The sequence below is a fragment of the Roseateles sp. genome, assembly GCF_965262435.1.
Lineage (GTDB): Bacteria > Pseudomonadota > Gammaproteobacteria > Burkholderiales > Burkholderiaceae_C > Paucibacter_A.
On record NZ_OZ253537.1, the window covers coordinates 4,337,768 to 4,363,620 of the forward strand.

Annotated in this window: 17 protein-coding genes and 1 pseudogene; 10 read left to right on the forward strand and 8 right to left on the reverse strand. The window is 64.9% G+C overall.

Translation table 11 applies throughout. The features are described from left to right. Positions 1 to 55 precede the first annotated feature (55 nt). From ACQY39_RS18690 to ACQY39_RS18705, 4 genes are all read left to right on the forward strand, one after another. Complete coding sequence (locus ACQY39_RS18690; RefSeq protein WP_428508792.1) at positions 56 to 1,282, forward strand: ABC-three component system protein; 1,227 nt, start codon at positions 56 to 58, stop codon at positions 1,280 to 1,282. After that, positions 1,279 to 1,758, forward strand: coding sequence for a three component ABC system middle component (locus ACQY39_RS18695; protein ID WP_428508794.1), 480 nt, complete (start codon positions 1,279 to 1,281; stop codon positions 1,756 to 1,758). Before ACQY39_RS18690 ends, ACQY39_RS18695 begins: the two co-directional genes overlap by 4 nt. Beyond that, positions 1,755 to 3,785 carry a DUF3732 domain-containing protein gene (locus tag ACQY39_RS18700; protein ID WP_428508796.1) on the forward strand — a complete coding sequence of 677 codons (2,031 nt, stop codon included), beginning with the start codon at positions 1,755 to 1,757 and terminating at the stop codon, positions 3,783 to 3,785. Before ACQY39_RS18695 ends, ACQY39_RS18700 begins: the two co-directional genes overlap by 4 nt. 130 nt (positions 3,786 to 3,915) lie before the next feature. Further along, positions 3,916 to 6,765: an SEC-C metal-binding domain-containing protein gene (locus ACQY39_RS18705; protein ID WP_428508798.1), complete on the forward strand. Its 2,850-nt coding sequence runs from the start codon at positions 3,916 to 3,918 to the stop codon at positions 6,763 to 6,765. A gap of 75 nt (positions 6,766 to 6,840) precedes the next feature. On the opposite strand, the gene istB is transcribed toward ACQY39_RS18705, so the two are convergent. Continuing rightward, positions 6,841 to 7,641, reverse strand: coding sequence for an IS21-like element helper ATPase IstB (gene istB, locus ACQY39_RS18710; protein ID WP_428508800.1), 801 nt, complete (start codon positions 7,639 to 7,641; stop codon positions 6,841 to 6,843). Beyond that, positions 7,634 to 9,169 carry an IS21 family transposase gene (gene istA, locus ACQY39_RS18715; protein WP_428508802.1) on the reverse strand — a complete coding sequence of 512 codons (1,536 nt, stop codon included), beginning with the start codon at positions 9,167 to 9,169 and terminating at the stop codon, positions 7,634 to 7,636. Before istA ends, istB begins: the two co-directional genes overlap by 8 nt. 467 nt (positions 9,170 to 9,636) lie before the next feature. Here istA and ACQY39_RS18720 point away from each other — a divergent pair. Continuing rightward, positions 9,637 to 10,482, forward strand: a pseudogene (locus ACQY39_RS18720) (Y-family DNA polymerase); the annotation flags it as partial. Positions 10,483 to 10,739: 257 nt separating this feature from the next. Then, positions 10,740 to 12,983 (forward strand): ATP-binding protein, encoded by a 2,244-nt coding sequence (locus tag ACQY39_RS18725; protein ID WP_428508804.1) that lies wholly within the window; start codon positions 10,740 to 10,742, stop codon positions 12,981 to 12,983. A gap of 21 nt (positions 12,984 to 13,004) precedes the next feature. On the opposite strand, the gene ACQY39_RS18730 is transcribed toward ACQY39_RS18725, so the two are convergent. After that, positions 13,005 to 13,403 (reverse strand): YbaN family protein, encoded by a 399-nt coding sequence (locus tag ACQY39_RS18730; RefSeq protein ID WP_428508806.1) that lies wholly within the window; start codon positions 13,401 to 13,403, stop codon positions 13,005 to 13,007. 68 nt (positions 13,404 to 13,471) lie between these two features. Between ACQY39_RS18730 and ACQY39_RS18735 the strand changes: the two genes are divergently transcribed. Continuing rightward, a complete protein-coding gene (locus ACQY39_RS18735; RefSeq protein WP_428508808.1) occupies positions 13,472 to 14,635 on the forward strand; it encodes an alpha-hydroxy acid oxidase in 1,164 nt (387 codons plus the stop codon). Positions 14,636 to 14,666: 31 nt separating this feature from the next. On the opposite strand, the gene ACQY39_RS18740 is transcribed toward ACQY39_RS18735, so the two are convergent. Then, positions 14,667 to 16,853, reverse strand: coding sequence for a S46 family peptidase (locus tag ACQY39_RS18740; RefSeq protein WP_428508810.1), 2,187 nt, complete (start codon positions 16,851 to 16,853; stop codon positions 14,667 to 14,669). Positions 16,854 to 17,023: 170 nt separating this feature from the next. Next, on the reverse strand, positions 17,024 to 19,180 hold the full coding sequence (locus ACQY39_RS18745; protein WP_428508812.1) for a S46 family peptidase: 2,157 nt from the start codon (positions 19,178 to 19,180) through the stop codon (positions 17,024 to 17,026). Between the two features lie 186 nt (positions 19,181 to 19,366). On the opposite strand from ACQY39_RS18745, the gene ACQY39_RS18750 reads away from it, so the two are divergent. After that, positions 19,367 to 20,611 (forward strand): hypothetical protein, encoded by a 1,245-nt coding sequence (locus ACQY39_RS18750; RefSeq protein WP_428508814.1) that lies wholly within the window; start codon positions 19,367 to 19,369, stop codon positions 20,609 to 20,611. Positions 20,612 to 20,697: 86 nt separating this feature from the next. Here ACQY39_RS18750 and ACQY39_RS18755 read toward each other — a convergent pair whose 3' ends face one another. The 3 genes from ACQY39_RS18755 to ACQY39_RS18765 form a co-directional block, all read right to left on the reverse strand. After that, a complete protein-coding gene (locus ACQY39_RS18755) occupies positions 20,698 to 21,039 on the reverse strand; it encodes a hypothetical protein (protein WP_428508816.1) in 342 nt (113 codons plus the stop codon). A 134-nt stretch (positions 21,040 to 21,173) separates the two neighbouring features. Continuing rightward, positions 21,174 to 21,743, reverse strand: coding sequence for a dCTP deaminase (dcd, locus tag ACQY39_RS18760; protein ID WP_263519734.1), 570 nt, complete (start codon positions 21,741 to 21,743; stop codon positions 21,174 to 21,176). Between the two features lie 59 nt (positions 21,744 to 21,802). Then, a complete protein-coding gene (locus tag ACQY39_RS18765) occupies positions 21,803 to 23,407 on the reverse strand; it encodes an ABC transporter substrate-binding protein (RefSeq protein WP_428508818.1) in 1,605 nt (534 codons plus the stop codon). Positions 23,408 to 23,624: 217 nt separating this feature from the next. On the opposite strand from ACQY39_RS18765, the gene ACQY39_RS18770 reads away from it, so the two are divergent. Both ACQY39_RS18770 and ACQY39_RS18775 read left to right on the forward strand, forming a co-directional pair. After that, positions 23,625 to 24,536, forward strand: a complete 912-nt coding sequence (locus ACQY39_RS18770) for a hypothetical protein (RefSeq protein WP_428508820.1) — start codon at positions 23,625 to 23,627, stop codon at positions 24,534 to 24,536. A gap of 174 nt (positions 24,537 to 24,710) precedes the next feature. Continuing rightward, complete coding sequence (locus ACQY39_RS18775; protein WP_428508822.1) at positions 24,711 to 25,742, forward strand: S41 family peptidase; 1,032 nt, start codon at positions 24,711 to 24,713, stop codon at positions 25,740 to 25,742. Positions 25,743 to 25,853 lie beyond the last annotated feature (111 nt).

Below are 25,853 nucleotides of genomic sequence, written 5' to 3' on the forward strand. Positions count from 1 at the left end.
CGGACGGTTATGGGCTGATGTCCGCGCAGAACGCGCGGAGATACAGGGGGAAGACTTGAGTTCTGCGACAACGGTCGGAAGCGGTAGTCATTCCGCCGTCGATGCTGCGTTGGGTTTCTACTATCAGTCGCTGTACGGTCTGCTTGCCATCGTCAAGGCTACTGAAGACGACGCCGCGGTGTGTCTGGAACGGCTGGACGATGTGGAAATCGTGCTTAATGGGCGATCGCTACTCGTTCAGCTGAAGCACTCGCTGAGCAAGAAGCCGGCGGCGGTGAGCGTGGCTTCCGTGGCCCTCTGGAAGACACTCAGAGCATGGATCGAGGTGCTGCCAAAGGTCAGCCTGGACGACATGCGCTTTCAGCTCGTCACTGTGGCCCCGCTGGCCACCGGCAGCGTTTTATCGCCGCTGCTTGATGAGATGACTTCGCGCGCTGGACTCTTGAGCGTGTTGGAGACGGAGGCACATCGCGTAGTGAATGAGCACGCTGAGGCCAAGAAGAATGGCAGGAGCCCCTTGCCGCACGTCGAGCGGTTACCCGGCTGCTTGGCCTACCTCGCCCTTTCGAACGCGACCCGCGAGAAGCTGCTTTCCAGAGTGACGATCCAGCCTGCTGCGAACGACATCAACAAGATACAGCGCGACATCACGAATGCGCTCAGGCACTTCCCTCCCGATCAGCGCGATTTGATTTCTCAGAGACTCATGGAGTGGTGGGATCTCCAGATCGTGTACTCGTTCTGCGCCAAGAGAGAGCGGTTCATTACAAGACTTGAGGTGCAGGAGCGATTGCTCGAAATGGCCGGCGAGCTGGCGACTGACGAGCTGCTAGCCGACTACCGATTCGAAGTTCCACCCGACGACCATAGTCCGCCATCGATGATTGCCACGCAACTTCAACTCGTGAACTGCACCAGTTTCGAGATTCGATCGGCCCAACGCGAAGAATGGAAGGCAAGGTCTCAGCGCCACAAATGGATGAAAGAGCGAGCGGACATGGCTGCTCGCATCCATCGATACGACGAGTACCTGGTGCTTGAGTGGGGAGACAGGCACGGGCCTATGGCCGAGGAGCATCAATCAGCCACGGAGGACGAAAAGCAGGCTGCGGGGCTGGAGATCTTTCGGTGGTCGTTCAAGCAGGCCCATCAGGAGGTCGATCCCTTTGCGAAGAACTGGAGCGCTTCCTACTACGTGCGTGGCAGCTATCAGGTTCTAGCCGTTGAGAAGAGTGTCGGCTGGCATCCAGATTTCGTGACCCTGTTGAAGGGCATCGCATGATTACTGCGCGTGACGTCTTCGCCGAGACCAATCCGGCATTCTGCGGTGCCGTGGTCGCACAGTTTTGTTCCGCCTACCAGGTGACTCGGTCCGGACTGGCTCCGGCAACTGCATTGATCTACCTGGTCGTGCCCCTCGCGATCTCAGAGGACTTGGCACCTACCTTTGATGGCTGCAACCGAGAGACCGGGTTCACGCTGTGGATGGGCCGAAACCCGAAGGTGTCAGTCGATCTGGCCAAGAAGGTCAACTCGACCCTTGAAATAACAACGGCCGCTATCCGCTTTGGCTGCATCGCCGGCATCTTCAAGCTCACGCTCGATGGTGGCGTCGAGAGCACCCGAAAGACGCTGCCGGCAGCGGTCACGAATGGCGTAGCTGGCGGCGCGTTGAAACGGGCACGCCTCCTAGGAATCTGGATGGCCGGTATGGGGTCGCCAAGGGCTGTCCTGGAAGCATTGGGAGTTTGTGTATGAAGCGATGGAACATCGCGAGCATCTTCTTCATTGGTGAAGAGGGTGCGTTCCGCATCATCGAACTGGACCCTGAGCGCGTGAACATCATCACCGGCGCATCGGGCACCGGCAAATCGGCGGTGATCAAGGCGTTGGACTATTGCCTTGGCTCATCCAAGTGCCAACTGCCTGTGTACGTGCGGCGCCGATGCGTGGCCGTTGGGGTGAAATGGGTACGAGGCGCGGACGAGATGATCTCGTGCCGCCAAGTCCCGCTGGTCGGCAAGGAGCCCAATTCCTACATGTACGTGACCACGGGGAGGAACCTGAAGGTTCCCCGCTCCGTTGAGGAGTTTGAAGGCCGAGGACTCTTGGCGGTCAACAAAGCCCGGTTGGGCGAGGCGTTCGGGATCGAGGCCATGCCCATGGCCGAATCCGACCAGCCCGAAAGAAACTCGCCTGACCGGCCCTCGATCCGCCAGTTCACGCCGTACGTGTTCGTCACCAAGGAGGTTATCGACAGCGAGACGGTCCTGCTGCACGGCCTCGACAGCAGTCGCAGGGCACCTCCCATCATCGCGACGATGCCCTATTTCCTTGGCGTGGTCACTGGCTCGACAGCGGCCGCCGAGAGGCGTCTTCGACAGGCGCGCAGAGCCCTGGAGATTGATACCGCGCGTGAGGAAGCCCGGATCGCAAAGGACAGCGTGCTGAAGCAACGGTCGAATGTCTTGCTCGGCGAAGCACAGCAGCTTGGGCTGGTGGAGAGCACACCCGAGGGCGCCGATGAGGCTGTCCTCATCAGCATGGTGCGCAGGGCTGCTTCGCCGACGGCGCGTCCGCTGCAATATCCCGGCGCTGACCAACTGGACAGGTTGCAGGAGCGTCGTAAAGCCTGCCTCAAGGAGCTCGGTCAGACGAAGCGGAAGCTTCGGGCGTTGGCTGTCACGGAACAGGAGTCGCTGGACTATGAGACCGCGGTCACTACCCAGCACCAAAAGCTCCGCATTGCCGAGCATCTCCACCTCCTGGACGTGCCCACCAAGTGCCCCGTGTGCGAATCTGAGACTGCTTCAGGTGCTGAAGTCGCGGTGGCGATGAGGCGCTCTCTTGAGACAATTCGCGCAGAGACCAGCGCGGTTGGACGCCTTCGGCCGCAGATCGGTGCCGCGTCGGCCCAGCTGAACACGCGAGTTGAGGAGCTTAGCGGTCTCCTCAGGGAACTTGATGCCGCAGTTGCATCTACGTTGAACCAAATCGCCGAGGCCAAGCAGTATGCCGACCTCGCGCAGCTCCAGTCATTCTTTCGCGGCAAAGCGACGTTTTTCCTTGAGACCGTTGACGACCAGCTCCTGAAGCCTGCCAAAGACTTGACCAAGCAGCGGGACGAGATAGCCGATCTCGAGGCAAAGGTAGACGCCGACAACAGGAGAATCCGCATGCGCCGTGCAGAGGCCGTCGTTTCTAAGTACGCCTCCGAAGTGTTCTCGAAGCTGCCTAAGGTTGAACCCTGCGTCGACGCAGAGCTCGTCTTCTCAGCACGCGAGCCGGCGGTTTCAGTCATTGAGGACGGGCCCGAAGGCGCGGTGCTCTCAATGGCAGATCTAGGTTCGGACCAGAACTGGCTGGCGGTCCATGTCGCGCTGGCCTTTGGACTGCAAAGGCACTTCGAGAAAGAGCGCAGGCCTGTACCTGGCGTCATCGTTCTTGACCAGCTTAGTCGTCCCTATTTCCCCAACCAGGGCCGGGACGCCGATGAGGTTGAAGACGAAGAGGATGAAGACGTCGCTGGGGTCGAGTCCGACATGGCTGAAGATCGGCCGGACGAGATCTCCATTTCCGACGACGAGGACTATGAGGCCATGCGACAGCACATTGACTTCCTTTTCAAGGAGGTCGATGCGCGCAGTGGCTTGCAAGTGCTTCTGCTCGAGCATGCCTACTTCCCGTCGGATCCGCGCTATGTGTCGGCCACAAAGGAGCGCTGGACCAAGGCGTCGGGCAAGGGACTGATACCTCGTGATTGGAAGCGGCGGTCAGCAACATAGCCATGAAGCGCGCCGATCTCCGTGCATTGCGTTTCACCAATAGTCGAATAGGAGAGAAGAGGCGCTCAAGAGTGATGGGCGAAACGCCGTATTTCGACGGCGGCGACCTTCCAAGCATTAGCCCTCAACCATGAAAAACACAATGCTGCCGACTCTCGACCCCGCGCAAGAAGTCAGGATCGCGGCCGTTCACCGTGGCTTCCTCTACCAGCACCTCTACGCTGCAGCCTGCCTGTTGAATGCAGCGCCGTTGGCCGCCAACCTAGTGGTCGTCGAAAGGGATGAGGACATCGAAATCGTTACACCCACGGCGCGGCTCTACATCCAAGTCAAGACACGCGCGCATCCCATCATGCCGGGCGACATCGTTCAGGCGCTGGAGCGCTTTGAGCGCTTACGTTCAGAGCACACGGCGGGGAGGCGTATGGGGGATCCAGGCTTCCTCGTCGTCACCAACCAGCCTCCTGGCCCCGCATTGACCAAGAGCATCGTGACTGGCGCGTTGGGTGACGTTCAGGTGGTGTACCCGGGGCAAAGCGCCACCGGCCTGTTTGCGGCATTGCCCCCGGCTTGGCACACGATTGATGAGGGCGTCCAATGGTGTACCTCTCGCGCCGGAACGTTGCCCTTCCCGACCTTGGCTCCGGACTCCCTGGTGTGGAAACTCGCGGGTCGAATCTTGGCGGCGGCGGCCGGCAACGTACCTCACGCCGATCACACTTTCCTCATCGAGCATCTTCCCGCGCTCTTCGAGCAGTTGGTGGTTCAGCTCCAGCAATTCCCGGCGCCACCGCTCCCTTACCGCCCCCAGGCTGAAGAACCGGCCATCGAGACTGGGGCACGCGTAAGAGTCATCGCCGGCTTCTCCGGCGCCGGAAAAACGGCATGGGCAGCGCAAGCCGCCTGCCACAGCACACAGAGTTGTGCTTACTACGACTGCGCTGAGACACCCAGCGAGGCTCTCGCGTCTTCACTGGTCCGCGAACTGGCGGCCAAGCTTGCCGGCGCAAGCGATCCCGTGCGCCGTGAAATCCTGCTTCCGGGGGCCAGCGGCTTGGAATCCCTCTCGGCCTTGGACAACTACCTGCAACGTCAGGGCATGGAACCGATCGTGGTGCTGGACAACGTCCATCGAATGGACGCGCAGAGCCTGCGGCGAGTCGTTGAGGGCACGACTTCCTTGCGCTTCGTCCTGCTATGCCAGCCCGTGGGTTCGCTGCGCGAGCTCGAAGCCACGCTCGGGTTGACGCGCGAGAGTCTATTGGGCTGGGGCCTGGACGAGCTGGCCAGTGCCTGCACCGCTGCTGGCACGTTCGGCAGTGCAGCCACTTTGGGGCGACTGCAAGCGTTGACGCGCGGCATGCCGCTGTTTGTCGAAAGCGCGGCGCGCATCGCGGCGCGCGAACATGCGGGCGACCTGGAGCAGCTTTGCCATGATTTGGAGCAGCAGACCAACACGGCGGAAACGGCACAGGAGGTGATTCTCGAGAAGGTCTTCGATGCACTACCGCCGCAATCCAAGGACGCGGTCGCGGTGTTGAGTCTCTGCGACGTGGGTCTTGAGTCTCACGAAGTAAACGAGCTCCTTCGCGATGCCATCGCGCTGACTGACCCGGCCATCGCCTCGATCCTTCGTGCCCTGCGCCAAGCTGGCGTCGCGGAAATCTACGGCGATAGTCGTGTCAAGGTCCACGATGCCATGCGCATCCTCGGGGGCCGGCATCTGCTGGCCGCGCAAGCGACCGTGGCCTCGAAGGCGAAATCAGCGCTGAAGGCAGTGCTGTTGAAGACCCTGTTGGAGACCCGGGACACCTCGCGGTTTTCCCTGTACACCCGGATGCTGGTGGAGACTCGAGAGATCAAGGTTCTGGTGGAACTGATCGGCGAGGAGATGTTTCACGAACTCGGTATCGCGCCCCACATCTGGCAGGGCTTGGAACAGGTCCTCCAGGATCCGACCGTCGAGCCAAGTGATCGCTTCTGGGCGCTTGACGGCCTGGCCTTCTCCGACATGAAGCACGGGCGTACCGATCGACTGCAAGGCCGCTTCGCTGAAATGGAACGGCTCTTGGGCGAGCATGAGCTTGGCGGCGACGAGCGCCTGTCCTTCATCATGAAGCGCATGAACTTCCAGGCTGATCAGGGGGACCAGAATGCTGTCGACAGAAGCATCGACGCTATGCGGGCTATGCTGCCGGACAAGCCGAAGCATCACCGCGTCTTTCGCTACAACGCTGCCTGCGCGCTGTTCCGGCTCAAAAAGCTCGACGTGGCAGAGCGCGAAGCCCGTCAAGTGGTCGCGGAGAACTACGAGGTGCTTGGGATCACTCCTGAACAGGTGATCGGGTTGAAGCAACACGAGTTGTCTGCACTGGTCCATCGGCCCGACATCGATTACCACGATCTGAAGCACATGGCCGACGCGTTGGAACTCCTTGCGATGGTCACGAAGGCGCGGGGCAGGACAGAGATGTTCGCGCGCATCCACGCGATGAAGTTCTATGGTCTTGTTGACGCCGTCGACTCGCTGGTCCGCGTCGGACAGGACGCTGCCGACGACTTCGTCTTCGTGCATGAGTTCGACGGCGCCCGTGAGGTTCTTGAGCAGCATGTCCTTCCAACGGTGATCAAGGCCAACATGCTCGATCGGATCGTCGGTGTACGCAGCCAGTACGCGGTCGTTCTCGCCTACTGCGGGGATGTCGATGCGGCGGAGCGGGAGATGGCGCGCCTCGAGCCCTACGCGCCAGGGTTCACAGCTCAACAGGCGAAGGAGATCGCCAGCCAGAAGGCCCTGATCGCCCAGCAGCGCGTCAAGCCATTGGTATCGCGGCAGCAAGCATTGGCAATGCGGCGAATCCTTGCTGCGCAAGTCGCTCCACAGTCAAGGCCCTCGCGACGCGCGACCGGCAACAAGGTCGGCCGCAACGAGCCTTGTCCCTGCGGTTCTGGCCTCAAGTACAAACACTGTCATGGCTAGTTTGTTGATTCCCACGCGATCCTGACCCACCGTTTCCATCCAATCTTGACCCACCCTTGTTAGAGCCTCTCGGGCTCAGGTTGTGGGTAACTTCTTGGTCTTGGACTCCTTCTTGGTGGGTTGTGCGGAACTGTTCTTGAAGCGGTAGCTGTCGTTGCCGGTCTCAAGGATATGACAGTGGTGCGTGAGCCGGTCCAGCAAGGCCGTGGTCATCTTGGCATCGCCGAAGACGCTGGCCCATTCGCTGAAGCTCAGGTTCGTCGTGATGACGACGCTCGTTCGCTCGTAGAGCTTGCTCAGCAGGTGGAACAGCAGCGCGCCGCCCGACGCGCTGAAGGGCAAGTAGCCCAGCTCGTCGAGCACGACCATGTCCATGTGGGCCAGCCGGTGCGCCATCTGCCCGGTCTTGTTGCAGACCTTCTCCTGCTCCAACTGGTTGACCAGCTCGACCGTGGAGAAGAAGCGCACCCGCCGCCGGTGATGCTCCAGCGCCTGCACCCCGATGGCCGTGGCCAGGTGCGTCTTGCCCGTGCCCGGCCCGCCGACGAGCACGACGTTCTCTGCCCGGTCCATGAACTCACCGCGGTGCAGCTGCTTGACCAGGGCCTCGTTGACCTCGCTGTGCGCGAACTCGAAGCCGGCCAGGTCGCGGTAGACCGGGAAGCGGGCCTGCTTGAGCTGGTAGGCCACGGCGCGCACATCACGTTCAGCCGTCTCGGCCTTGAGCAATTGCGCCAGGAAGGGCTGCGCTGCTTCGAAGGCCGGCGCGCCCTGCTCGGCCAGCTCGCCCACGGCTTGCGCCATGCCGAACATCTTCAGCCCGCGCAGCGCGGTGACGAGTGCGTTGGTCGCGGAGTTACTCGGGGGGTTACGCATGGCGCACCTTCCTCTCTTCGCGCAGCTCGTCGTAGCGGTTCACGTTGGCCTGCGGTTCGGTGGCCAGGCGCAGCGCGTGCGGCGCGTCCACGGGCGGTGGATCGGCCTTGCCGTCCAGCAGTCGGTGCAACACGTTGAGCACATACATCTTGGTCGGCACGCCGACCTCAAGGGCCAGTTCGACTGCTGCCAGCACCGACTGCTCCTCGTGGTGCAGGACCAGCGCGAGCACGTCGACCATCTCGCGGTCGCCGCCTTGCTTCTTGAGCAGCTCGGCCTGCAGCTGCTTGAAGGCCACCGGCAGCTCGGTGAACGGTGCCCCGTTGCGCAGCGCGCCAGGCTTGCGCTGCAGCACCGCCAGGTAGTGCCGCCAGTCGTAGATCGTCTGGCCGATGCCGGTGTCGTGGCGCCGGTCGATCACGCGCTTGTGCTCGCAGATGAGCTTGCCCTCGGCCGCGACCACGAGCCGGTCGGCGTAGACGCGCAGGCTCACCGGCCGGTTCGCGTAAGACGCCGGCACGCTGTAGCGGGTGCGTTCGAAGGTGATGAGGCAGGTCGGCGAGACCCGCTTGGTGTGCTCGACGAAGCCATCGAAGGGCCTGGGCAGCTTCATCAGCAACTGCTTCTCCTGCTGCCAGGCGTCGAACACCGTGCCGGGCTGCTGGCCGTGTGCGATCTCTCGCCACAGCGCCTTGCAGCGATCTTCCAGCCAGATGTTCAAGGCGTCCAGCGACGGGAAGGCCGGCACGGGCTGCCAGAGCCGATGCCGTGCGTCGCGCACGTTCTTCTCGATCTGGCCCTTCTCCCAGCCCGAAGCCGGGTTGCAGAACTCGGCCTCGAAGAGGTAGTGGCTGACCATGGCGGCGAAGCGCGCGTTGACGTCGCGCGCCTTGCCGGACAGGACCTTGTCCACGGCGGTCTTCATGTTGTCGTAGATGCCGCGCTTGGGCACGCCACCGAACACGCGGAAGGCGTGGTTGTGGGCGTCGAACAGCATCTCGTGGGTCTGCAGCAGATAGGCCCGGATGTAGAAGGCCCGGCTGTGGCTGAGCTTGAAGTGCGCCACCTGCAGCTTGGTGCGCTCGCCACCCAGCACGGCCCAGTCCTCGCTCCAGTCGAACTGGAAGGCCTCGCCGGCGTCGAAGACCAGGGGCACGAAGGTGCCACGGCCAGTGGTCTTCTGCGCCTCCTGGCGCTTGACCGCCCAGTCGCGCGCGAAGGCGGCCACGCGGTTGTAGGAGCCGTCGAAGCCAAGCTCCATGAGCTCGGCATGCATCTGCTTCAGCGTGCGCCGCTGCTTGCGATTCTTGCCGGCCTCGGTCTTGAGCCAGTGGGCCAGCTTCTCGGCAAACGGGTCGAGCCGGCTGCGGCTCTCGCGCTTGGCATAGGCCGGCTCTTGCACATCGTCGCGCAGGTACTTCCTGATGGTGTTGCGAGACAGGCCGGTGCGTCGGGCTATCTCGCGGATGGACAACTGCTCGCGCAGGGCCCATCGCCTGATGACACTTAATGTCGCCACGTCAATCACTCCAGTGCTCCTGCCGCAAATAGCGGCAGGGTAGGGTTCATACGTGGGTCAGGTTTGGACGGAAATTACTGCGAGTGGTGGGTCAGTGTTCTGCGGAAATCAACATGGTGAAAAGGTTTTTCGCGAACGTGCACGGAGACTTCGCGTCCGGCTCGAACGCTGAGTGGCGCGCGGAGGCTCCGTCGAACTCAAGCATGCACGGCGCGACTACCTCACCCGTTGCCCGGACACATTGCGGTACTTTGCGGGCTGGAACCGCAATTGCGGTACGTCACCGCAATAGTGAAGGCATCTCAAGGGGAATGTAAGAAAACTCGCAAAAACCTGCCATCTGGCCGAGTTTCATGACATACGTAGCAGATGTTGTCACGCAATTCCCGAACGCGATGGCATCGTCCGTAGTGACCATGCCGTTTTTAGTCAGTCATACAGACCAACCGACACCTATTTTTTCGCCATACACTGCGTACATCGACCTCGGCGACGTTGCCGGCATCCGCGAAGCGGTCGGCTTTGACCCGCTGGGCGGCGTGCGGGCGGTGGCGCGCGAGATCAAGAACTCGGTGCTGCGCGCCACCGGCCTGACCTGCTCGATCGGCATCACGCCCAACAAGCTGCTGTCCAAGATCGCCTCCGAGCTGGACAAGCCCGACGGCATCACCCTGCTGCTGGCGCCTGACGACTTGCAGACCCGCATCTGGCCACTGGGCGTGCGCAAGATCAACGGCATCGGCCCCAAGGCCGGCGCCAAGCTGCAAGCCCTGGGCCTGGAAACCGTGGGCCAGCTGGCCGCGGCCGATCCGGCCATGCTGATCGCCCAGTTCGGCAAGAGCTTCGGCGCCTGGCTGCACGAAGCCGCCCATGGCCGCGACCACCGGCCCGTGGTCACGCACAGCGAGCCGGTGTCCATCAGCAGAGAGACCACCTTCGAGCGCGATCTGCATGCCGTGCACGACCGCGCCGCCCTGGGCGCCATCTTCACGCGCCTGTGTGAACAGCTGGCCAGCGACCTGCAGCGCAAGGGCTACCTCGGCCGCACGGTCGGCATCAAGCTGCGCTTTGAAGGCTTTCACACCGTCACCCGCGACCTGACCCTTGAGCTGCCCACGCAAGACGCCCAGGCCATACGCCGCGCCGCCGGCGCCTGCCTGAAGCGGGTGGCGCTGGACAAACGCATCCGCCTGCTCGGCGTGCGCATGGGAGGCTTGAGCCGCCCGGGCCAGGCCGGCCAAGCTTCCGACATGCGCGCCCGCGCCCGCCGCGCGCCTGTCAGCGCTGGCCCGGCGCCAGCCGAAAACCTGAGCCTGTTCTGAACGCCAGCCGGGCCGGAACAGGCGCTGCGCTGCTATCCTTCCGCTCTGCGGCCGCAACATCTGCGCGCCCTGCGCCTCGCAGGGCCAAGCAGGCGGCCTGAAGGAGAGCTGCCCTGCTGAACCAGCCCGCCCCAGCCCCTATCGGCCTCATCGGCCCAACCGGCCCCGCCACGCAAGGACGGAGCTGCCCTGCCCTGCAACGCCTGGCACGGCTGGCCAGCCGCCACCCCCGCTGCGCCCTGGCGCGCTACGCGCGCTTGGTCCACGCCCTGCGCCAGGCCGGCGAGCTGGCTGCGGCACTCGACGCCCTCTATGCCCAGTTCTACCTGGCCGAGCGCATGGGCTTGGCCTTGAGCCTGCAGCCTGAGCTGAACCGCGCGCTGAACGAAGCGGCCGAAGCCCATCTACCCCCTCAAGCGGCCTGCATGCACGAGGCGCTGGGCCGGGTCGCGTATCAGAAGGGCGAGTACTTCGAGGCCACCGAGCAATGGTCGCGCGCGCTGGATCTGTCCAGCCTCACGCAAGCCCGTGGCGAGCCTCAGGCGGAGGCAGAGGCACAGCAACGGACGGCACGGCAAGCCGAGCAGTTGCGCGTCGGCGTGGCGGCGCGCATCGGTCTGGGCCAGATCCACTACGCCCTGGGCGCCTGGGACCGCGGTCGGCGCTTTCACCGTGATGCGGCCGAGCTGCTCGGTCAGGTGGACGACCCCTATCTGGCAGCCAAACTGGCGCTCAATATGGGTGTGGGCCATTTCGAGAACGCCCAGCTGGCCGACGCCGAAGCGCAATTCCGCATCGGCCTGGAACAAGCCCAGCGCGGCCCGCACCCGGAGTTCATCGGCGAAGCTTATTGGCAGCTGGCACGCACGGCGCTGGCCCGTCGCCAGGTCGAGGCGGCCGCCGAGCCCTGCCAGCTGGCCCTGACCTGGGCGCGCCGCCTGGGCCACCAATGGCTGGAAGGCATGGCCTGCCAGACCTGGACCGAGATCGCTTTGGCACGAGGTGACCGCGACGCGGCCCTGCGCAGTGCCCGGCAGGCGCTGGCCTTGGCGCGCCAGATCCAGTCGCGCAGCGGCGAAAGCCAGGCCCATCTGCAACTGGCACGCCTGCTGCAAGCCGAGGGCGATGCGCACGCCGCGCTCGACCATCTCTGGCAACACCAGGCCTTGCGCGAGGAAATCGAACGGCTGAGCCTGCCCGAACGCCTGCTCCGCCTGGCCCATTACGACCTGACCCGCAAGCAGCCCGAGGAGCTGCTGCTGGAGCTGTCGAACCGGCACTGGCGCATCGAAAGCGAAGCCGATGTGGTGTTCGCCGCCTCGGAGATGCGCAGCGCCGCCCTGCAGATCATGCAGCTGGATACCGTGCATTTCTGGTGGGCCAGCGAAAGCGCCGGCGTGCTGCGCCTGCATGACGAGCCGGCCGAAGACGGCGCCTCGCGGCTCTTGCTGCGCGCGCCGGCGCAAGCCGCCTACCTGCAGCTGCTGGCCGGCCGCAGCGAGGCCTTGGCTTTGCAGGATCTGCGCCTGCATCCCTGCGAGGCCGAACTGGCCCTGCTGCCGGGCCTGGCGCCTGCCGTTTCGCGCATCGAAATCCCGCTGTTCGTGCAGAACCGCCTGGTCGCCCTGCTCTGGTTGGAACAAAAAACCAGCCGCAACTGGAGCCGCCAGGACATGCTGCAGGCCAGCCACCTCGGGCGCTTGTTCGAGCGCCTGCTGGTCGGCCACGACCTGGCCTGTGCCCAGCACGCCCAGTGGCAAATGGAACAGGAAAAGGCCGACGCCCTGGGCCGCCTGGTGGCCGGCGTGGCGCATGAAGTCAACACACCCATCGGCGTGGCCGTGACGGCAGCCTCCAGCGTGGCCGAGAACGCCCAAAAACTCGCCGCCGCCCTGCGCAGCGAACGGGTCAGCCGGGTCGAACTGACCGAGCTGTCCACCCGCCTGATCAGCGGCAGCGATCTGGTCGAGCGCAATTTGCAGCGCGCGGCCAGCCTGATCGGCAACTTCAAGAAGGTGACGGTGGACCAGGCCTCCGAGGAGGTCAGCGACTTCGTGCTGCTCGACTATCTACGCAGCATTGCCTCGGTGCTGGGCCCGGCGCTGCGCAAGGCCATGGTCTCGGTGCAGCTGGACGTGGACGCCGCGATCGAGCTGCGCATGGCCGCCGGCCTGCTCACGCAAGTGGTCTCCAACCTCATCATGAACAGCATCAACCACGCGTTTCCCGAGGGGCGCGGCGGGCTGATTCTGATCAGCGCACGCCTGGAGGGCCGTTATGTGCTGCTCGATGTGGCGGACGATGGATGCGGCGCAAGCGCCGATGTGCGCGCCCGCATGTTCGAACCTTTCTTCACCACCAAGCGTGGCAAGGGAGGCTCGGGCCTGGGCCTCTACATCGTGGCCTCGCTGATGGAGCGCTTGGGCGGCGACGTCGAATTGCCGCCCAGCGAGCGCGGCCTGTGCGTGCGCCTGCGCCTGCCGCGCGGCCGGCCGAGCTGAAGAAGAAGCGGCACAGGCCGCTCAAGGGCGGCGCGTCGGCAGGCTCCACAACCAGGCCGCCACGCCGGCGCAACACGCCGCGGGCAACCAAGCCAGATGCAGCGGCAGCTTGAAGGCCGCCATCACAGAGCCGAAGGCCATCATAACGCTGGCCAGCTGCTTGGCTCGCAAGGGCACGGCGCGGTTGGCGCGCCAGTCACGCACCATGGGACCAAAGACGCGGTGGCCCAGCAACCAGCGCTCGCAGCGGCTGCTGCCGCGCGCAAAGCAGAAGGCGGCCAGCAGCACAAAAGGCGTGGTCGGCAACAGAGGCACAAAGATGCCGATGATGCCCAGCACCAAGCTCAGCACACCGCCCAGCAGCCAGATCAGGCGCAGCCAGATGGGATGGGTCGGTGCAGGCGGCGGGCTTGGGTCCATGGCGCCGCAGTGTAGGTGATGCGTTCCGGGCTAGGATGACCTCGTTCTCAATGACCCAACGGTTCGCCATGCCCGTCATCACCTGCATCGAAGACCTGCGCCTGCTGGCCCAAAAGCGCGTGCCGCGCATGTTCTACGACTATGCCGATTCGGGCAGTTGGACCGAGAGCACCTACCGCGCCAACTCAGCGGACTTCCAGGCCATCAAGCTGCGCCAGCGCGTGGCCGTGAACATGGAGAACCGCAGCACGGTGGCGCGCATGGTGGGCGTCGATGTGAAGATGCCGGTGGCGATCGCGCCGACCGGCCTGACCGGCATGCAGCATGCCGATGGCGAAATCCTGGCCGCCCGCGCGGCCGAGAAATTCGGTGTCCCTTTCACCTTGTCCACCATGAGCATCTGCTCCATCGAGGACATTGCCGCGCACACGAAAGCGCCGTTCTGGTTCCAGCTCTATGTGATGCGCGACCGCGACTTCATCGAGCGATTGATCGACCGCGCCAAGGCCGCCCGCTGCGGCGCCCTGGTGCTGACCCTGGACCTGCAAATCCTCGGCCAACGCCACAAGGACATCAAGAACGGCCTCTCGGCGCCGCCCAAGCCCACCCTGGCCAACCTGATCAACCTGATGACAAAGCCACGCTGGTGCTTAGGGATGCTGGGCACCTCACGGCGCCAGTTCGGCAATATCGTCGGCCATGTCAAGGGCGTGGAGAACATGGGCTCGCTGGCGGAGTGGACGGCCAAGCAGTTCGACCCGGGCCTGAACTGGGGCGATGTCGAGTGGATCAAGAAGCGCTGGGGCGGCAAGCTCATCCTCAAAGGCATCCAGGATGTCGAGGACGCGCGTCTGGCGGTGAACTCCGGTGCCGATGCCCTGATCGTCAGCAACCATGGCGGCCGCCAGCTCGACGGGGCTGAATCCAGCATCCACGCCCTGCCCCGCATCGTCGAGGCCGTAGGCCGCGAGATCGAGGTGCATATGGACGGCGGCATCCGCTCGGGCCAGGACGTGCTCAAGGCCTGGGCCCTGGGTGCGCGCGGCACCTACATCGGCCGCGCCTTCCTCTACGGCTTGGGCGCCATGGGCGAGGCCGGGGTGACGAAAGCCTTGGAGCTGATCCACAAGGAGCTGGACCTGACCATGGCCTTCAGCGGCCACACCCGGTTGGAAGGCGTGGACCGCAGCATCCTGCTGCCGGGCACCTACCCGGGCAGCAGGGATCGCTGACAGGCCGGCCCCCGCAGGGGCTGGCCGCGCTTCACAGCGCCTTCATTTCCTTCAGGAGACGCTCGGCCTTGTCGACCACCTTCATCTGCCAGAGCATGTAGCGCGCATCCAGGCAGATGCTGCGCGTGGTCTTGGGGTTGAAGTCCCAGTCGGAAATCACAGCGTCCAGCGTGCCATCGAACAGCAGACCGACCAGCTCGGCGTTCTGGTTCAGCACCGGTGAGCCGGAGTTGCCGCCGGTGGTGTCCAAGGTGGCCAGGAAGTTGACCGGCACCGAGTCGAGTGACTTGACCCCGTACTGGTCGAACTGGCGCGCCTTGATGGCGGCGAGCTGCTCGGCTGGCGCATTGAACTCGCCTTCGCCCTTGTGCTTGGCGACGATGCCGCGCAGGGTCGTGAACGCCGACCAGGCCGTGCCGTCGGCACCCTCGGCGCGGCCGGCCACCTTGCCGAAGCTGACGCGCAGCGTGCCATTGGCATCGGGGTAGACGGCCTGGCCTTGGCTGGCCTTGAAGGCGATCAAGGCCTTCATGGTCTCGGCATAGGCACGCTGGACCTGTCCGCCCAATTCCTTGTCACGGTCCTCACGGGCGCGGTCGTCGGCGTAAAGGGCCACGGCGGCGGCGATCAGGCTGTCGCTGCTGGCCTTGAACTCATCGACGCTGCGCGAGAGCCAGGCCATGCGCTCGGTCTTGTCGGCCATCTTGCTGCCGGCATAGATGGCGTCCAGGCGAGCACGCACCGCGCTCTCGCTCATGCCTTGCTGCAGACCCAGGGCTTGCAGCAGCACCGGGTTCAGCTGCGCTGCCGGCTGGGCCAGGTACTGGGCGAAGAAATAGGAGGCCACGCGCTTGTCGACTTGCTCGTCATAGCGGCGCTCCATGGCCTCAACGGCCTGGCGGCGGCGCTGCTGGTCGCGCTGCTGGAAACCGGGCTTGCGCTCGGCGTCGGGCTTGAGGTTCTCCTGCGCCTGCTGGTAGAGGGTGCGCGCACCGCTGAGCAAGGTGGTGGAGGCGAAGTTCAGGAGCAGCTCACGGCGGGTGATGGCCTGGCGCTCGTCGAGCAAACGCTCGACCTCAGCCAGGCCGGCGCCGTACTGGGCGCGCCGGCCGGCGTCGCCATTCACCCAGGCCTTGAGGGCGGCGAAATCGGCCTGCTTGCGGGCCAGGATGTCGCTGCCCTGCCAGCTCTGCAGCTGGCCTTGCAGGTTCTTGTAGTAGTTGCCGATGCCGGCCACGGTGTTGGCCAGCTTGATTTCGGCGTCGCGGCGGCCTGCAGTTTCCTGCTTGATCAGGTCCAGCTGCTGGGCGAAGGCCTTGACCAGCTCGGGCGCTTCCCAGTCGAAATTGAAAGCAACTTCGGTGGGCAGGCGGTGGCGGTCGGTGCCGCCCGGGTAACCCGTCACCATGACGAAGTCACCGTCCTTCAAGGGGCTGCTGGCCAGCTTCAGGTGGTGCTTGGGCTGGTAGGGCTTGTTGTCGGCGCTGAAATCGGCCGGCTTGCCGTCCGGGCCGACATAGGCGCGGTAGAAGCTGTAGTCGCCAGTGTGGCGCGGCCACATCCAGTTGTCGGCGTCGCCGCCGAACAGGCCCACGCCCTGGGCCGGCGCGTGCACCAGGCGCACGTCGCGAATTTCCATCTGTTTGATCAGCTGAAACACCAGGCTGCCGTAGAAGCGCGCGACGCGGCAGCGGTGGCCGGCATCCTTCTCGCACTCGGCCACCAGGGCTTTTTCCTTGGCCTCGATCGCATCGCTGCGGGCCTTGCCCTTGAGCGCCGAGGTGGCGCTGTCCATGACCTGGGCACTGACATCACGCACATCGACCGTCACCAGCACGCGGCTGCCCGGGGCGGCCGGCAGCTCATCCTTGAAGTCGGCGGCCAGGAAGCCCTTCTTGAGCAGGTCGCGCTCGGGCGTGGAGTTGAACTGGATGCTGCCGTAGGCGCAGTGGTGGTTGGTCACCACCAGGCCTTGCGGCGAAACGAAAGAGGCCGTGCAACCGGCCAGGCTGATCACGGCGCCCATGGGGAACTCGGTCAGCTGGGTCAGCTTGGCCGGGTCCAGCTTCAAGCCAGCCTGCTTGAGCGCCTTGCTGATCTGCGGCAGCTGTTGCGGCATCCACATGCCTTCTTCGGCCTGGGCGGCGCCCAGATTCAGCAGCGCCAGCGATGCCAGCACAGGGACTGCGGCCCGATGGGGCCAGGTCTTGAGTTTCATGCGAGGGTCTCCGCCCGGGTATGGGAAGCCCGCACCATACCTGCTTTTGCGCGGCTCTCGCAGTGTGAAGAGGCACGCAGACAAACCCTGAGAGCGCAGCAAAGAGCCATGGGAAAGCCCCATGAAAAAGGCCCTCCAGCGGAGGGCCTTGAGAGCCGGAACCGTGCCGCTCAGAGCGCGTTCAGCTCCTTGAGCACGCGGTCCGCCTTGTCGACCACCTTCATCTGCCAGAGCATGTAGCGAACATCGACATTGATACTGCGGGTCATCTTGGGATTGAAGTCCCAGTTGGAGATCACCGCGTCGAGCGTGCCGTCAAACAGCAAGCCCACCAGCTCGGCACGGCTGTTCAGCACCGGCGAGCCGGAGTTACCGCCGGTGGTGTCCAGGGTGGCCAGGAAGTTGACCGGCACGGAGTCCAGCGACTTGACCGCGTACTTGTCGAACTGACGCGCGGCAATGGCCTTGCGTTGCACCTCGGGGGCGTCAAAGTCGCCGGTGCCGGTGTGCTTGGCGGTGATGCCGCGCAAGGTGGTGAAGGCCTTCCACTCGTTGCCGTCGCTGCCGGGCTTGCGGCCTTGCACCTGGCCGAAGCTGACACGCAGGGTGCCGTTGGCATCAGGGTACAGCGCCTCGCCCTTGCTGGCCTTGAAGGCCATCAGGGCGGCCATGGTGTTGGCATAGGCCTGGTCGATGCGACCGCCGAGTTCCTTGTCACGCAACTCGATGCGCTCATCTTCCTCGTACAAGGCCACAGCGGCCGCGATATAGGCGTCTTGGCTGGCTGCAAAGTCGGCCACGCTGCGCTGCATCCAGCCCAGCCGGGTGGCCTTGTCGGTCAGCTGGCTGGCGGCCTGAAGCTGCTGCAATCGGGCCTTGACGGCCGCCTCGTCCATGCCGGCCTTCAGGCCCAAGGCCTTGAGCACCGGCTGGCTCAGTTGTTCGGCAGGCTGAGCCAGATACTGGGCGTAGAAATGCGAGGCCAGGCGAATGTCGGTCTGGGCGTCATAGCGGCGGTCTTGCGACTCCAGGCCTTGGCGCAGACGCAGGGTGTCACGCTCTTGGAAGCCAGGCTTGCGCTGAGCATCGGGCAGCGCTTGTTGCTGAGCGAATTGATACAAACCGCGAGCCGTGCCCAGCAGGCGAGGCACATAGACACGCAAGGAGCTTTCCTGGCGTGCCAGGGCTTGCCGTTCGGCCAACAGACTTTCAACCGCGGCCAAGTCGGTGCCGTATTGGGCGCGGCGGGCGGCATCGGCGTTGACCCAGGCCTTGAGCTCATCAAAGGCGCGGCGCTTGCGCTCCAAGATGTCGCTGTCGGCATAGCTGGCCATCTGGCCTTGCAAGTTCTTGAAGCCGTTGCCGAGGCCAGCCACCGTGCCGGCCATGGCGATCTCGGCCTCGCGGCGACCGCTGGTTTCCTGCTTGATCAGGTCCAGCTGCATGCCCATGTTCTTGATTGCGGTCGGCTGGGAAAAGCTGAAGGCGAAGTCCACTTCCTGCGGCAGGCGGTGGCGCTGGGTGCGGCCCGGGTAGCCGGTGACCATGACGAAGTCGCCTTCGTTCAGCGGCGTGCTGGCCAGCTTCAGATGGTGCTTGGGCTGGTAGGGCTTGTTGTCAGCGCTGAAGTCGGCCGGCTTGCCGTCCGGGCCGACGTAGGCGCGGTAGAAGCTGTAGTCGCCGGTGTGGCGCGGCCAGATCCAGTTGTCGGTGTCGCCACCGAAACGGCCCACCATATCGGCCGGCGCGTGGACCAGGCGCACGTCGCGGATCTGCATCTGCTTGATCAGCTGGTACTGAAGACCACCGTAGAAGGCCGCCACGCGGCAGCGGTAGGCTTTGTCCAGCTCGCAGGCGGCGACCAGGGCCTTTTCCTTGGCTTCGATAGCGTCGACACGGGCCTTGCCCGAGAGTGCGGCCGTCTTGGCGTCCAGCACCTGGGCCGTGACGTCCTTGACCTCTTCGGTCACGAAGATGCGGCTGCCCGGAGCGGCCGGCAGCTCGTCCTTGAAGTCAGCGGCCAGGAAGCCGTTCTTCAGCAGGTCGCGCTGCGCGGTCGAGTTGTACTGGATGCTGCCGTAGGCGCAGTGGTGGTTGGTGACCACCAGGCCTTGAGGCGAGACGAAGGAGGCGGTGCAGCCGCCCAGGCTGACCACGGCGCCCATGGGGAACTCGGTCAGCTGGTTCAAGCGGGCCGGGTCCAGCTTCAGACCGGCGGCCTTGAGCTGCTTGGCAATCTGCGGCAGTTGCTGCGGCATCCACATGCCTTCGGCGGCATGGGCAGCGGTGATGGCCAGCAGCAGGCCGGCGGGAATCAGTCGTTTCATGAGAGCTGGGCAGGTGTTTGACGAAGCCGTGACGATACACAGCCACATCGGACATGACGAAAGGCACTCCCGTGATTCGGCCGTTTTCATGTGCTTATTTACCCTGATGCGCCGGGCACTGCCGAGCAAACTTGGGCACACTGCACCAGCCTGCTAGCACCGTGCGCGCCTTGCCCAAAGAGCCTCATGCCGACGTCCGACCCGCCGCTCGCTCCGTCGCCCTCGGGTGCAAACCTTGCTGAGGCCAGCGCGCGACTGACGGCCTTGCAGAAGAGCTTCTCGCAGGCTCACTTCGAGGACGTGCTGCAGGCGCTCGAACCCTTGCTCGAGGAATTGCGCTTCAGACACCCGGACAGCGCCGAGCTCCACCGACTGCGGGTGCGTGGCCTGCTGCTGCGCATGCGCAGCTTGAGCAAGTTCGACCGGCTGGAGGACATTTTGCACAGCGGTGCCGAGGCCCTGGAGCTGCTTTCAGGGCACGGGCCCACGGTCGAACGTGCCGAGGTGTTTGTCTTTCAGGCCTTCGCTTACAACCTGCTGGCCTGGCCACAGCCGGCCCTGAGCGCCACCCATCTTGCCTTGCAAGATGCGCTGGCCCTGGGTTCGACCGAACTCTCGGCACAGGCGATGGAGCGCGCGGCCATGTGCTACCTGAGCATGGGCGACGGCCTGCTGGCCGAACGCTTCATGCTGGAAGCGATAGGTTTTGCCGAGCAATGCACAGCGTCAGCAGCCAAGCAGCTGCGCTACTCCAATGCCCTGCACCTGGCCTGTGTGCTCTTCGATGCGTATCAAGACTGCGGTGAGCCCGATGCCGCGCGCCAGTTGCTGCCGCGCTTCGGCCGGGTGCAGGCGCAGGGCGAGCACCATATGGCGGCTTTGGCCCACAGCTGCTACATCGATGCCATCTGGCACGGCAATCAAGCGCGTTGGCTCCGCCGAGCGGGGCAGACCGAGCGTGCCGGGCAGCTACTGCGCGAGGTTCTGGCCCTGGCGCTGGCGCGCGATTGGCAGGGCCTGATCCGGCCCATGCGCCTGGAGCTGGGCCTGGAACTGCAAGCCGCTGGCCAGCATGCGCAGGCCTTGCAAGAGTTGCAGCGCGTGTTCGAACCCGTGGAGCTGCCGCTGCGCGAATTCCAAGCGGTACGCTGCCTCCAAGCGATGGCGCTGAGCCAGCAGGCCCTGGGGCAAGATGCACAGGCCGAGCAGACCCAGGCAACGCTGGCCCTGCGCCTGCAAGGCCAGCGCGAGCGCGTGCTGGCTGCGCAGCGCCGTCTGGCCGGCCTGGACCAGCGCATGATGGACATGCTGCAGGCGGCCGACCGAGCCCGCATCGAGCAGGAACTGCAAAACATGGGGCAGCGTGCGCAGCAAGGCCGGGCGGTGCGCGTGCCGGGCATGGATTGGCCGCCTGTGGCCCTATCGGCCTGAACGGCGCTGCACACCGCCATGCAAGAAGCCCTCGCAAGGAGGGCTTCAGCTGGGCGGGAAACGGCGCCCCCGCACGGGGCAGACTTTCAATGCATCAGGCCAATCCACTCGCCCGCGCGCTGGTAGTCGCTGAACAAGCGCAAAGCCAGGGCACGCAGGCCGGGGTTGGCACAGGCATGGGCCCGGGCCAGGCATTCAAAGGCATAGAGCCGGTCGTACAGCATGCGGGTGGGCTGGAGTTGCTCGCCTTCATCGGCCATCAAGGCCTGGAAGCAATGCAGATCGGACAGGGCCACCGGGCCGACGATGGGCGAAGCCAGCTCGCCCAGCGCCTGAGGCTGCGGAGACATTTCGCGCGGCAGGGAAAAATCCAGCGGGATCGGTGCGCCTTGATTGAACTCGGGCAGAAGATGCAGCGGGATGATCATGTGGGCCTCGCGGTTCCGGCCTGCACAGGACCGGGATGGAGACATGATGCCGGCCGCGAGCGAAACTTAAATGCGAAACAGCCGGTGATTCACCGGCTGTTTTCACTCAAGTTTGAGCGGGCACTGAGGCCGAGTCAGGTCTTGGGCAGTGTGACGCCGCGCTGGCCCTGGTACTTCCCGCCACGGTCCTTGTAGCTGGTCTCGCAGACTTCGTCGCTCTCGAAGAACAGCACCTGAGCGCAACCTTCGCCCGCGTAGATCTTGGCCGGCAGCGGCGTGGTGTTGGAGAACTCCAGCGTCACATAGCCTTCCCACTCGGGCTCAAACGGTGTGACGTTGACGATGATGCCGCAGCGCGCGTACGTGCTCTTGCCCAGGCAGATGGTCAGCACATTGCGCGGGATGCGGAAGTACTCGACCGTGCGCGCCAGCGCGAAGCTGTTGGGCGGGATGATGCAGTGGTCGCCTTCCATGTCGACAAAGCTCTTGTCGTCGAAATTCTTGGGGTCGACGATGGAGCTGTAGACATTGGTGAAGACCTTGAACTCGGGCGCGCAGCGAATGTCGTAGCCATAGCTTGACGTGCCGTAGCTGACGATCTTCTCGCCGGCGGCGTTGGCGCGGATCTGGCCCGGCTCGAAGGGCTCGATCATGCCGTGCTGTTCAGCCATGCGGCGGATCCACTTGTCGCTCTTGATGCTCATTGCTGCAGGTCCCTCATTGGAATGGCGGCCATTTTAGGCGCGCTCAACCGAGCCGCCCCTCAGGGCTTGATCGTCACGCCGTCGAAGCGGTAATTGCCGTCCGGCGCCAGCTTGAAGCCCTGCACCCGCTGGCGCACCGCCACCGCGATCTTGCCGTGGGCGATCGGTGTCCAGGGCAGTTGGGCCAGCACCATGCGCTGGGCCTGGCTGTAGAACTTCTTGCGTTCCGAAACATCCAGGGTCTGGCGGGCCTTGGCAAGAAGGGCGTCGTAAGCGGGGTCGCACCAGAAGCTGCCGCTGGCGGCTCCGCAGCTGAGCTGGCCCAGGGTGGAGGCCGGGTCGGCCTCGCCGTTCCAGCCGATCATGGCGGTGTCGTGCTCGCCCTGGTCCACGCGCTTCAGATACTCGCCCCACTCATAACTGACGATTTTTGCGGTGACACCGACCTTGGCCCAGTCGGCCTGAATCATCTGCGCCATCAGCTGCGCGTTCGGGTTGTAGAAGCGTTGCACGGGCATGGCCCAGAGCGTCAGGCTCAGGTTCTTGACGCCGGCGCTCTTGATCAGCTCTCGCGCCTTTTCGGGCGAATAGGGCGCCGCCTTGAGGCTGGCATCAAAGGCCCAGCTGGGCGGCGCGACCAGGGAGTTGGCCAGCTCACCGGCGCCGCCGAACACCGTCTTGACCAGGGTGTTCTTGTCGATGGCCATGTCCAGGGCCTGGCGCACGGCCAGCTTGTCCAGCGGCGGCTTCTTGGTGTTGTAGGCCAGAAAGCCGATGTTCAGGCCGGGCACGCTGTGGATTTGGATGGCCGGGTCGCGCTCCAGCTCGATCAGATCGACCTGGTTGGTCAGCGCAGCGATATCGCATTCATTGCGGCGCAGGCGCTGGGTGCGCACATTGCGATCGGTGGTGATGGCGAAGACCAGCTGCTCGACCACGGCTCGATCACTGCGGAAGAAATCCGGGTGGCGGCTGTAACGCAAGATGCTGTCGGCCTGATAGCTCTTGTAGACAAAAGGGCCGGTGCCGATGGGCAGGCTGTTGATCTGGGCGGCCTTGCCGGTCTTGAGCAGCTGCGCCCCGTACTCGGCCGACTGGATGCCGGCGAAGGCGTAGGTCAGCAAATTCAGGAAGGTGGCGTCGACGCTGTGGAAGCGGATCTGCACCTCGTCATCGGCGATGCGATCCACGCCCGCGATCAGCTGTTTCCAGCCGGCCGAGATCACATAGGGCGAGACGATGGGATGCGCCTTGGAGAATGGATGCTGCGGGTCCAGCAGGCGCGCGAAGGTGAAGATCACATCGTCGGCATTGAAGTCGCGCGTGGGCTTGAAGTAGGCCGTGCTGTGAAACTTGACGCCGTGGCGCAGCTTGAAACGAATGCTGCGGCCATCGGCCGCCACCGTCCATCGTTCAGCCAGGGCCGGGATCAAGCGATCCGTGCCGGGCTCGTTGTCGATCAGCCCGTCAAAGATCGGATAGGTCGCCGCATGGTCAATGCCCGAGTCGCTGTTGGCTGGGTCGAAACTCTTGGGGCTGCCCTGGGCGCAAAAGCGCAGGGTGCCGGGCACGGCGATCGGGGCGGCGAGGGCCTCGGACAGGCCGCAGGTGAAGAGCAAAGAGAGCGCCAGGCGGCGCAGAAAGACTGGCATTGAAACGGGCATGAGGGTACCGGCTGACCGGCTTGCTGTAGGGGGCGTGGAGGGCAGATCCAGATCGTGCGTTTGCATATTCGCATGCAGCGGCCACGGCCTGCCGAGGGGCAAACCCGCAGGCGCTCGGTGGTTCGGCGGAGCCGGTGGCTGCGAGCAACTCTAGAATCCGCCGCCTCCTCGCTTGCCTACTTGCTTGCACCCTCGCCTGCTTCAAACCCGCCGCCCCATGTCCGCCCCGCCCTCCGTTTCCGCCTGGCTTCAACAACGCTGGCACTTCGAAGCCAGCCCTTGGGCGGCCTTGCGGCGTTTTGGTCTGGCGGCTGGCCTGATGCTGCTGGTCTTGTTCTGGCTGCAGCCTTTCGGCGGGGAGCGCTACCGCCCACCGGGCTGGGTGCTGCGCCTGCTGGGCTACGGCTTGTGCCTGCTGCTTGCGGTGCTGCCCATGCGCGCCTGGTCACTGCGGCGGCGAGCCCGCCAATCAAGCTGGCGCCTGCAAGATGAGTTGCTGGCCTTGGCGATCTGGGCCTGCTTCAGCGTGACCCTGAGCTATGGCCACAGCTGCTGGTGGGTGGCACCGCGCGCGCCCTCTTGGGCTGACTTCGCCATCTTCAGCCTCGCCTTCGCCCTGCCTTTCTTGCTGATGCTGCTGCCGCTGCTGCTGCGGCAAGGGCGAGCCGATGCGCTGACTGTCCAGCCGGCAACACCAAGCGCGAAAACGGACGCGGAGACCCAGCCCGGCGCCTCGCCGGCCGCCGCTCCGTCCCTGATCGTGGTGCTGGGCCGCAATCGCGACGAGCAGCTGAGTTTTCGCCGCGATCAATTTGTTTGCGCGCAGGCCCAGCAAAACTATGTGCGCCTGCAGCTCGAAGCCGAAGACGGCCGCGGCATCCAAGCCCATCTGCTGCGCTTGCCGCTGGGCGAGCTGGCCACCACCCTCACCGGTGGCGAGTTGGCCTGTTGGCGGGTCCATCGCTCCTGGCTGGTGGCACCCGAGCGAGTTCAGGCCTGGGTCCAAACGGGGCGCCAACGTCAGCTCCGCCTGCGCGGTCTGGACGCGCTGATCCCCGTGTCCGCCGATTTTGAACTGCCGCCCGAACTGCCAAGCGCGGACCCCGAGGCCCTGCAGTTTCGTCCCTGAGGCCCGCAAATTCGCCCCTGGCCTGGCGGTTTCGTCACCGCCGCGTCCGCCTGGTCACAGACGGTCGTCGGACTCCTCTCAGGCCGAGTCACAGCCCCTAGGCTGCACAGCCCTGGCGTCTGTCGCGCCGGGCGCCGTGCGGCATGGCCGGCGCAAATTCCAAGGAGTCCTGTTTTGATTCGCTCGTCTTTCAATGTCCCTGGCCACCTGGCCAAGCGCGTGCTCGCAGTCTTCGCGCTGTCGCTCAGCCTGAGCCCCTTGGCCCAGGCGGCGGCCCCGGAGCCCAGCGCACAAACCGTTTACGCCCAAGCTCTGGCCTTGAGCGATCGCCTGCTGCCCCTGCCCACTTGGAGCCAAAGCCCCGCTTTTGCGGCCTTTCGCCAAGCCTTGCTGGCCGCACCCGAGGGCTTGGATGCCGCCGGCATCGCCTTGCACTTCAACCGCAGCCAGCAAGCCGCGAAACTGGGCTTCAGCCACTTTGCCCTGCTGGCGCCGCAGCCCGAAGCGCCAGCGGCGAGCGCCCCAGCGGCTCCCGCGGCCCTGCCGCAGCTGAGCTGGCCGCGGCCCGGCGTGGCCTTGCTCAGCATCCCCAGCTTCGCGCTCGAGGCGGCGCAGGTGTTGCCGGCCGCGCAAGCGCTGGCCGCCGCCCGGCCTGAGGCCTTGATCATCGATTTGCGCGGCAACGCCGGGGGCGCCTTGCCGGCGGCCGCCAGCTTGCTGGGCCTGCTGGCCCCGGCTCCGGTGGACGCTGGGGTCTTCCTCTCACGCCGCTGGTATGGCCAGGGCCGGAACGAACCCGATGCGGCTGCGCTGGCGCAGATGCCCGCGCTCGCCACGCTCGATCTCGCAGCCTTGAGCCACGCGCTGCAAACGGCGGGCGTGGCACGCCTGCGCATACCGGCCAGCCCTGCAGGCGGCTTCCGCGGGCGATTGCTGGTCTTGATCGACGGGCAAACAGCCAGCACCTCGGAGCCCGTGGCCTGGCTCTTGCGGCAGGCCTTGGGTGCCCGCCTGATTGGCCAGCGCACGGCCGGCGCCATGTTGTCGAGCGAAGCGCTGCCGCTCGCAGGCGGCTATCGCTTGCGTCTGCCGGTGGCCGACTACCTGACGCCCAGCGGCCAGCGCCTGGACGGGCACGGCGTCCAGCCCGACCTGCAAGTGCCATCCGAACAGGCGCTGCAGCTTGCCTTGGATACGCTGGACTGAGCCTCAGCACCCTGGCCTGTTCTCATGAGGAACAGGTTCTTCGTCTGTCAACTTAGGGCTGCAATCGGCACATGAGCGGAAGTTCGATGTTCTGGTTTCCGCGCTGCGGTG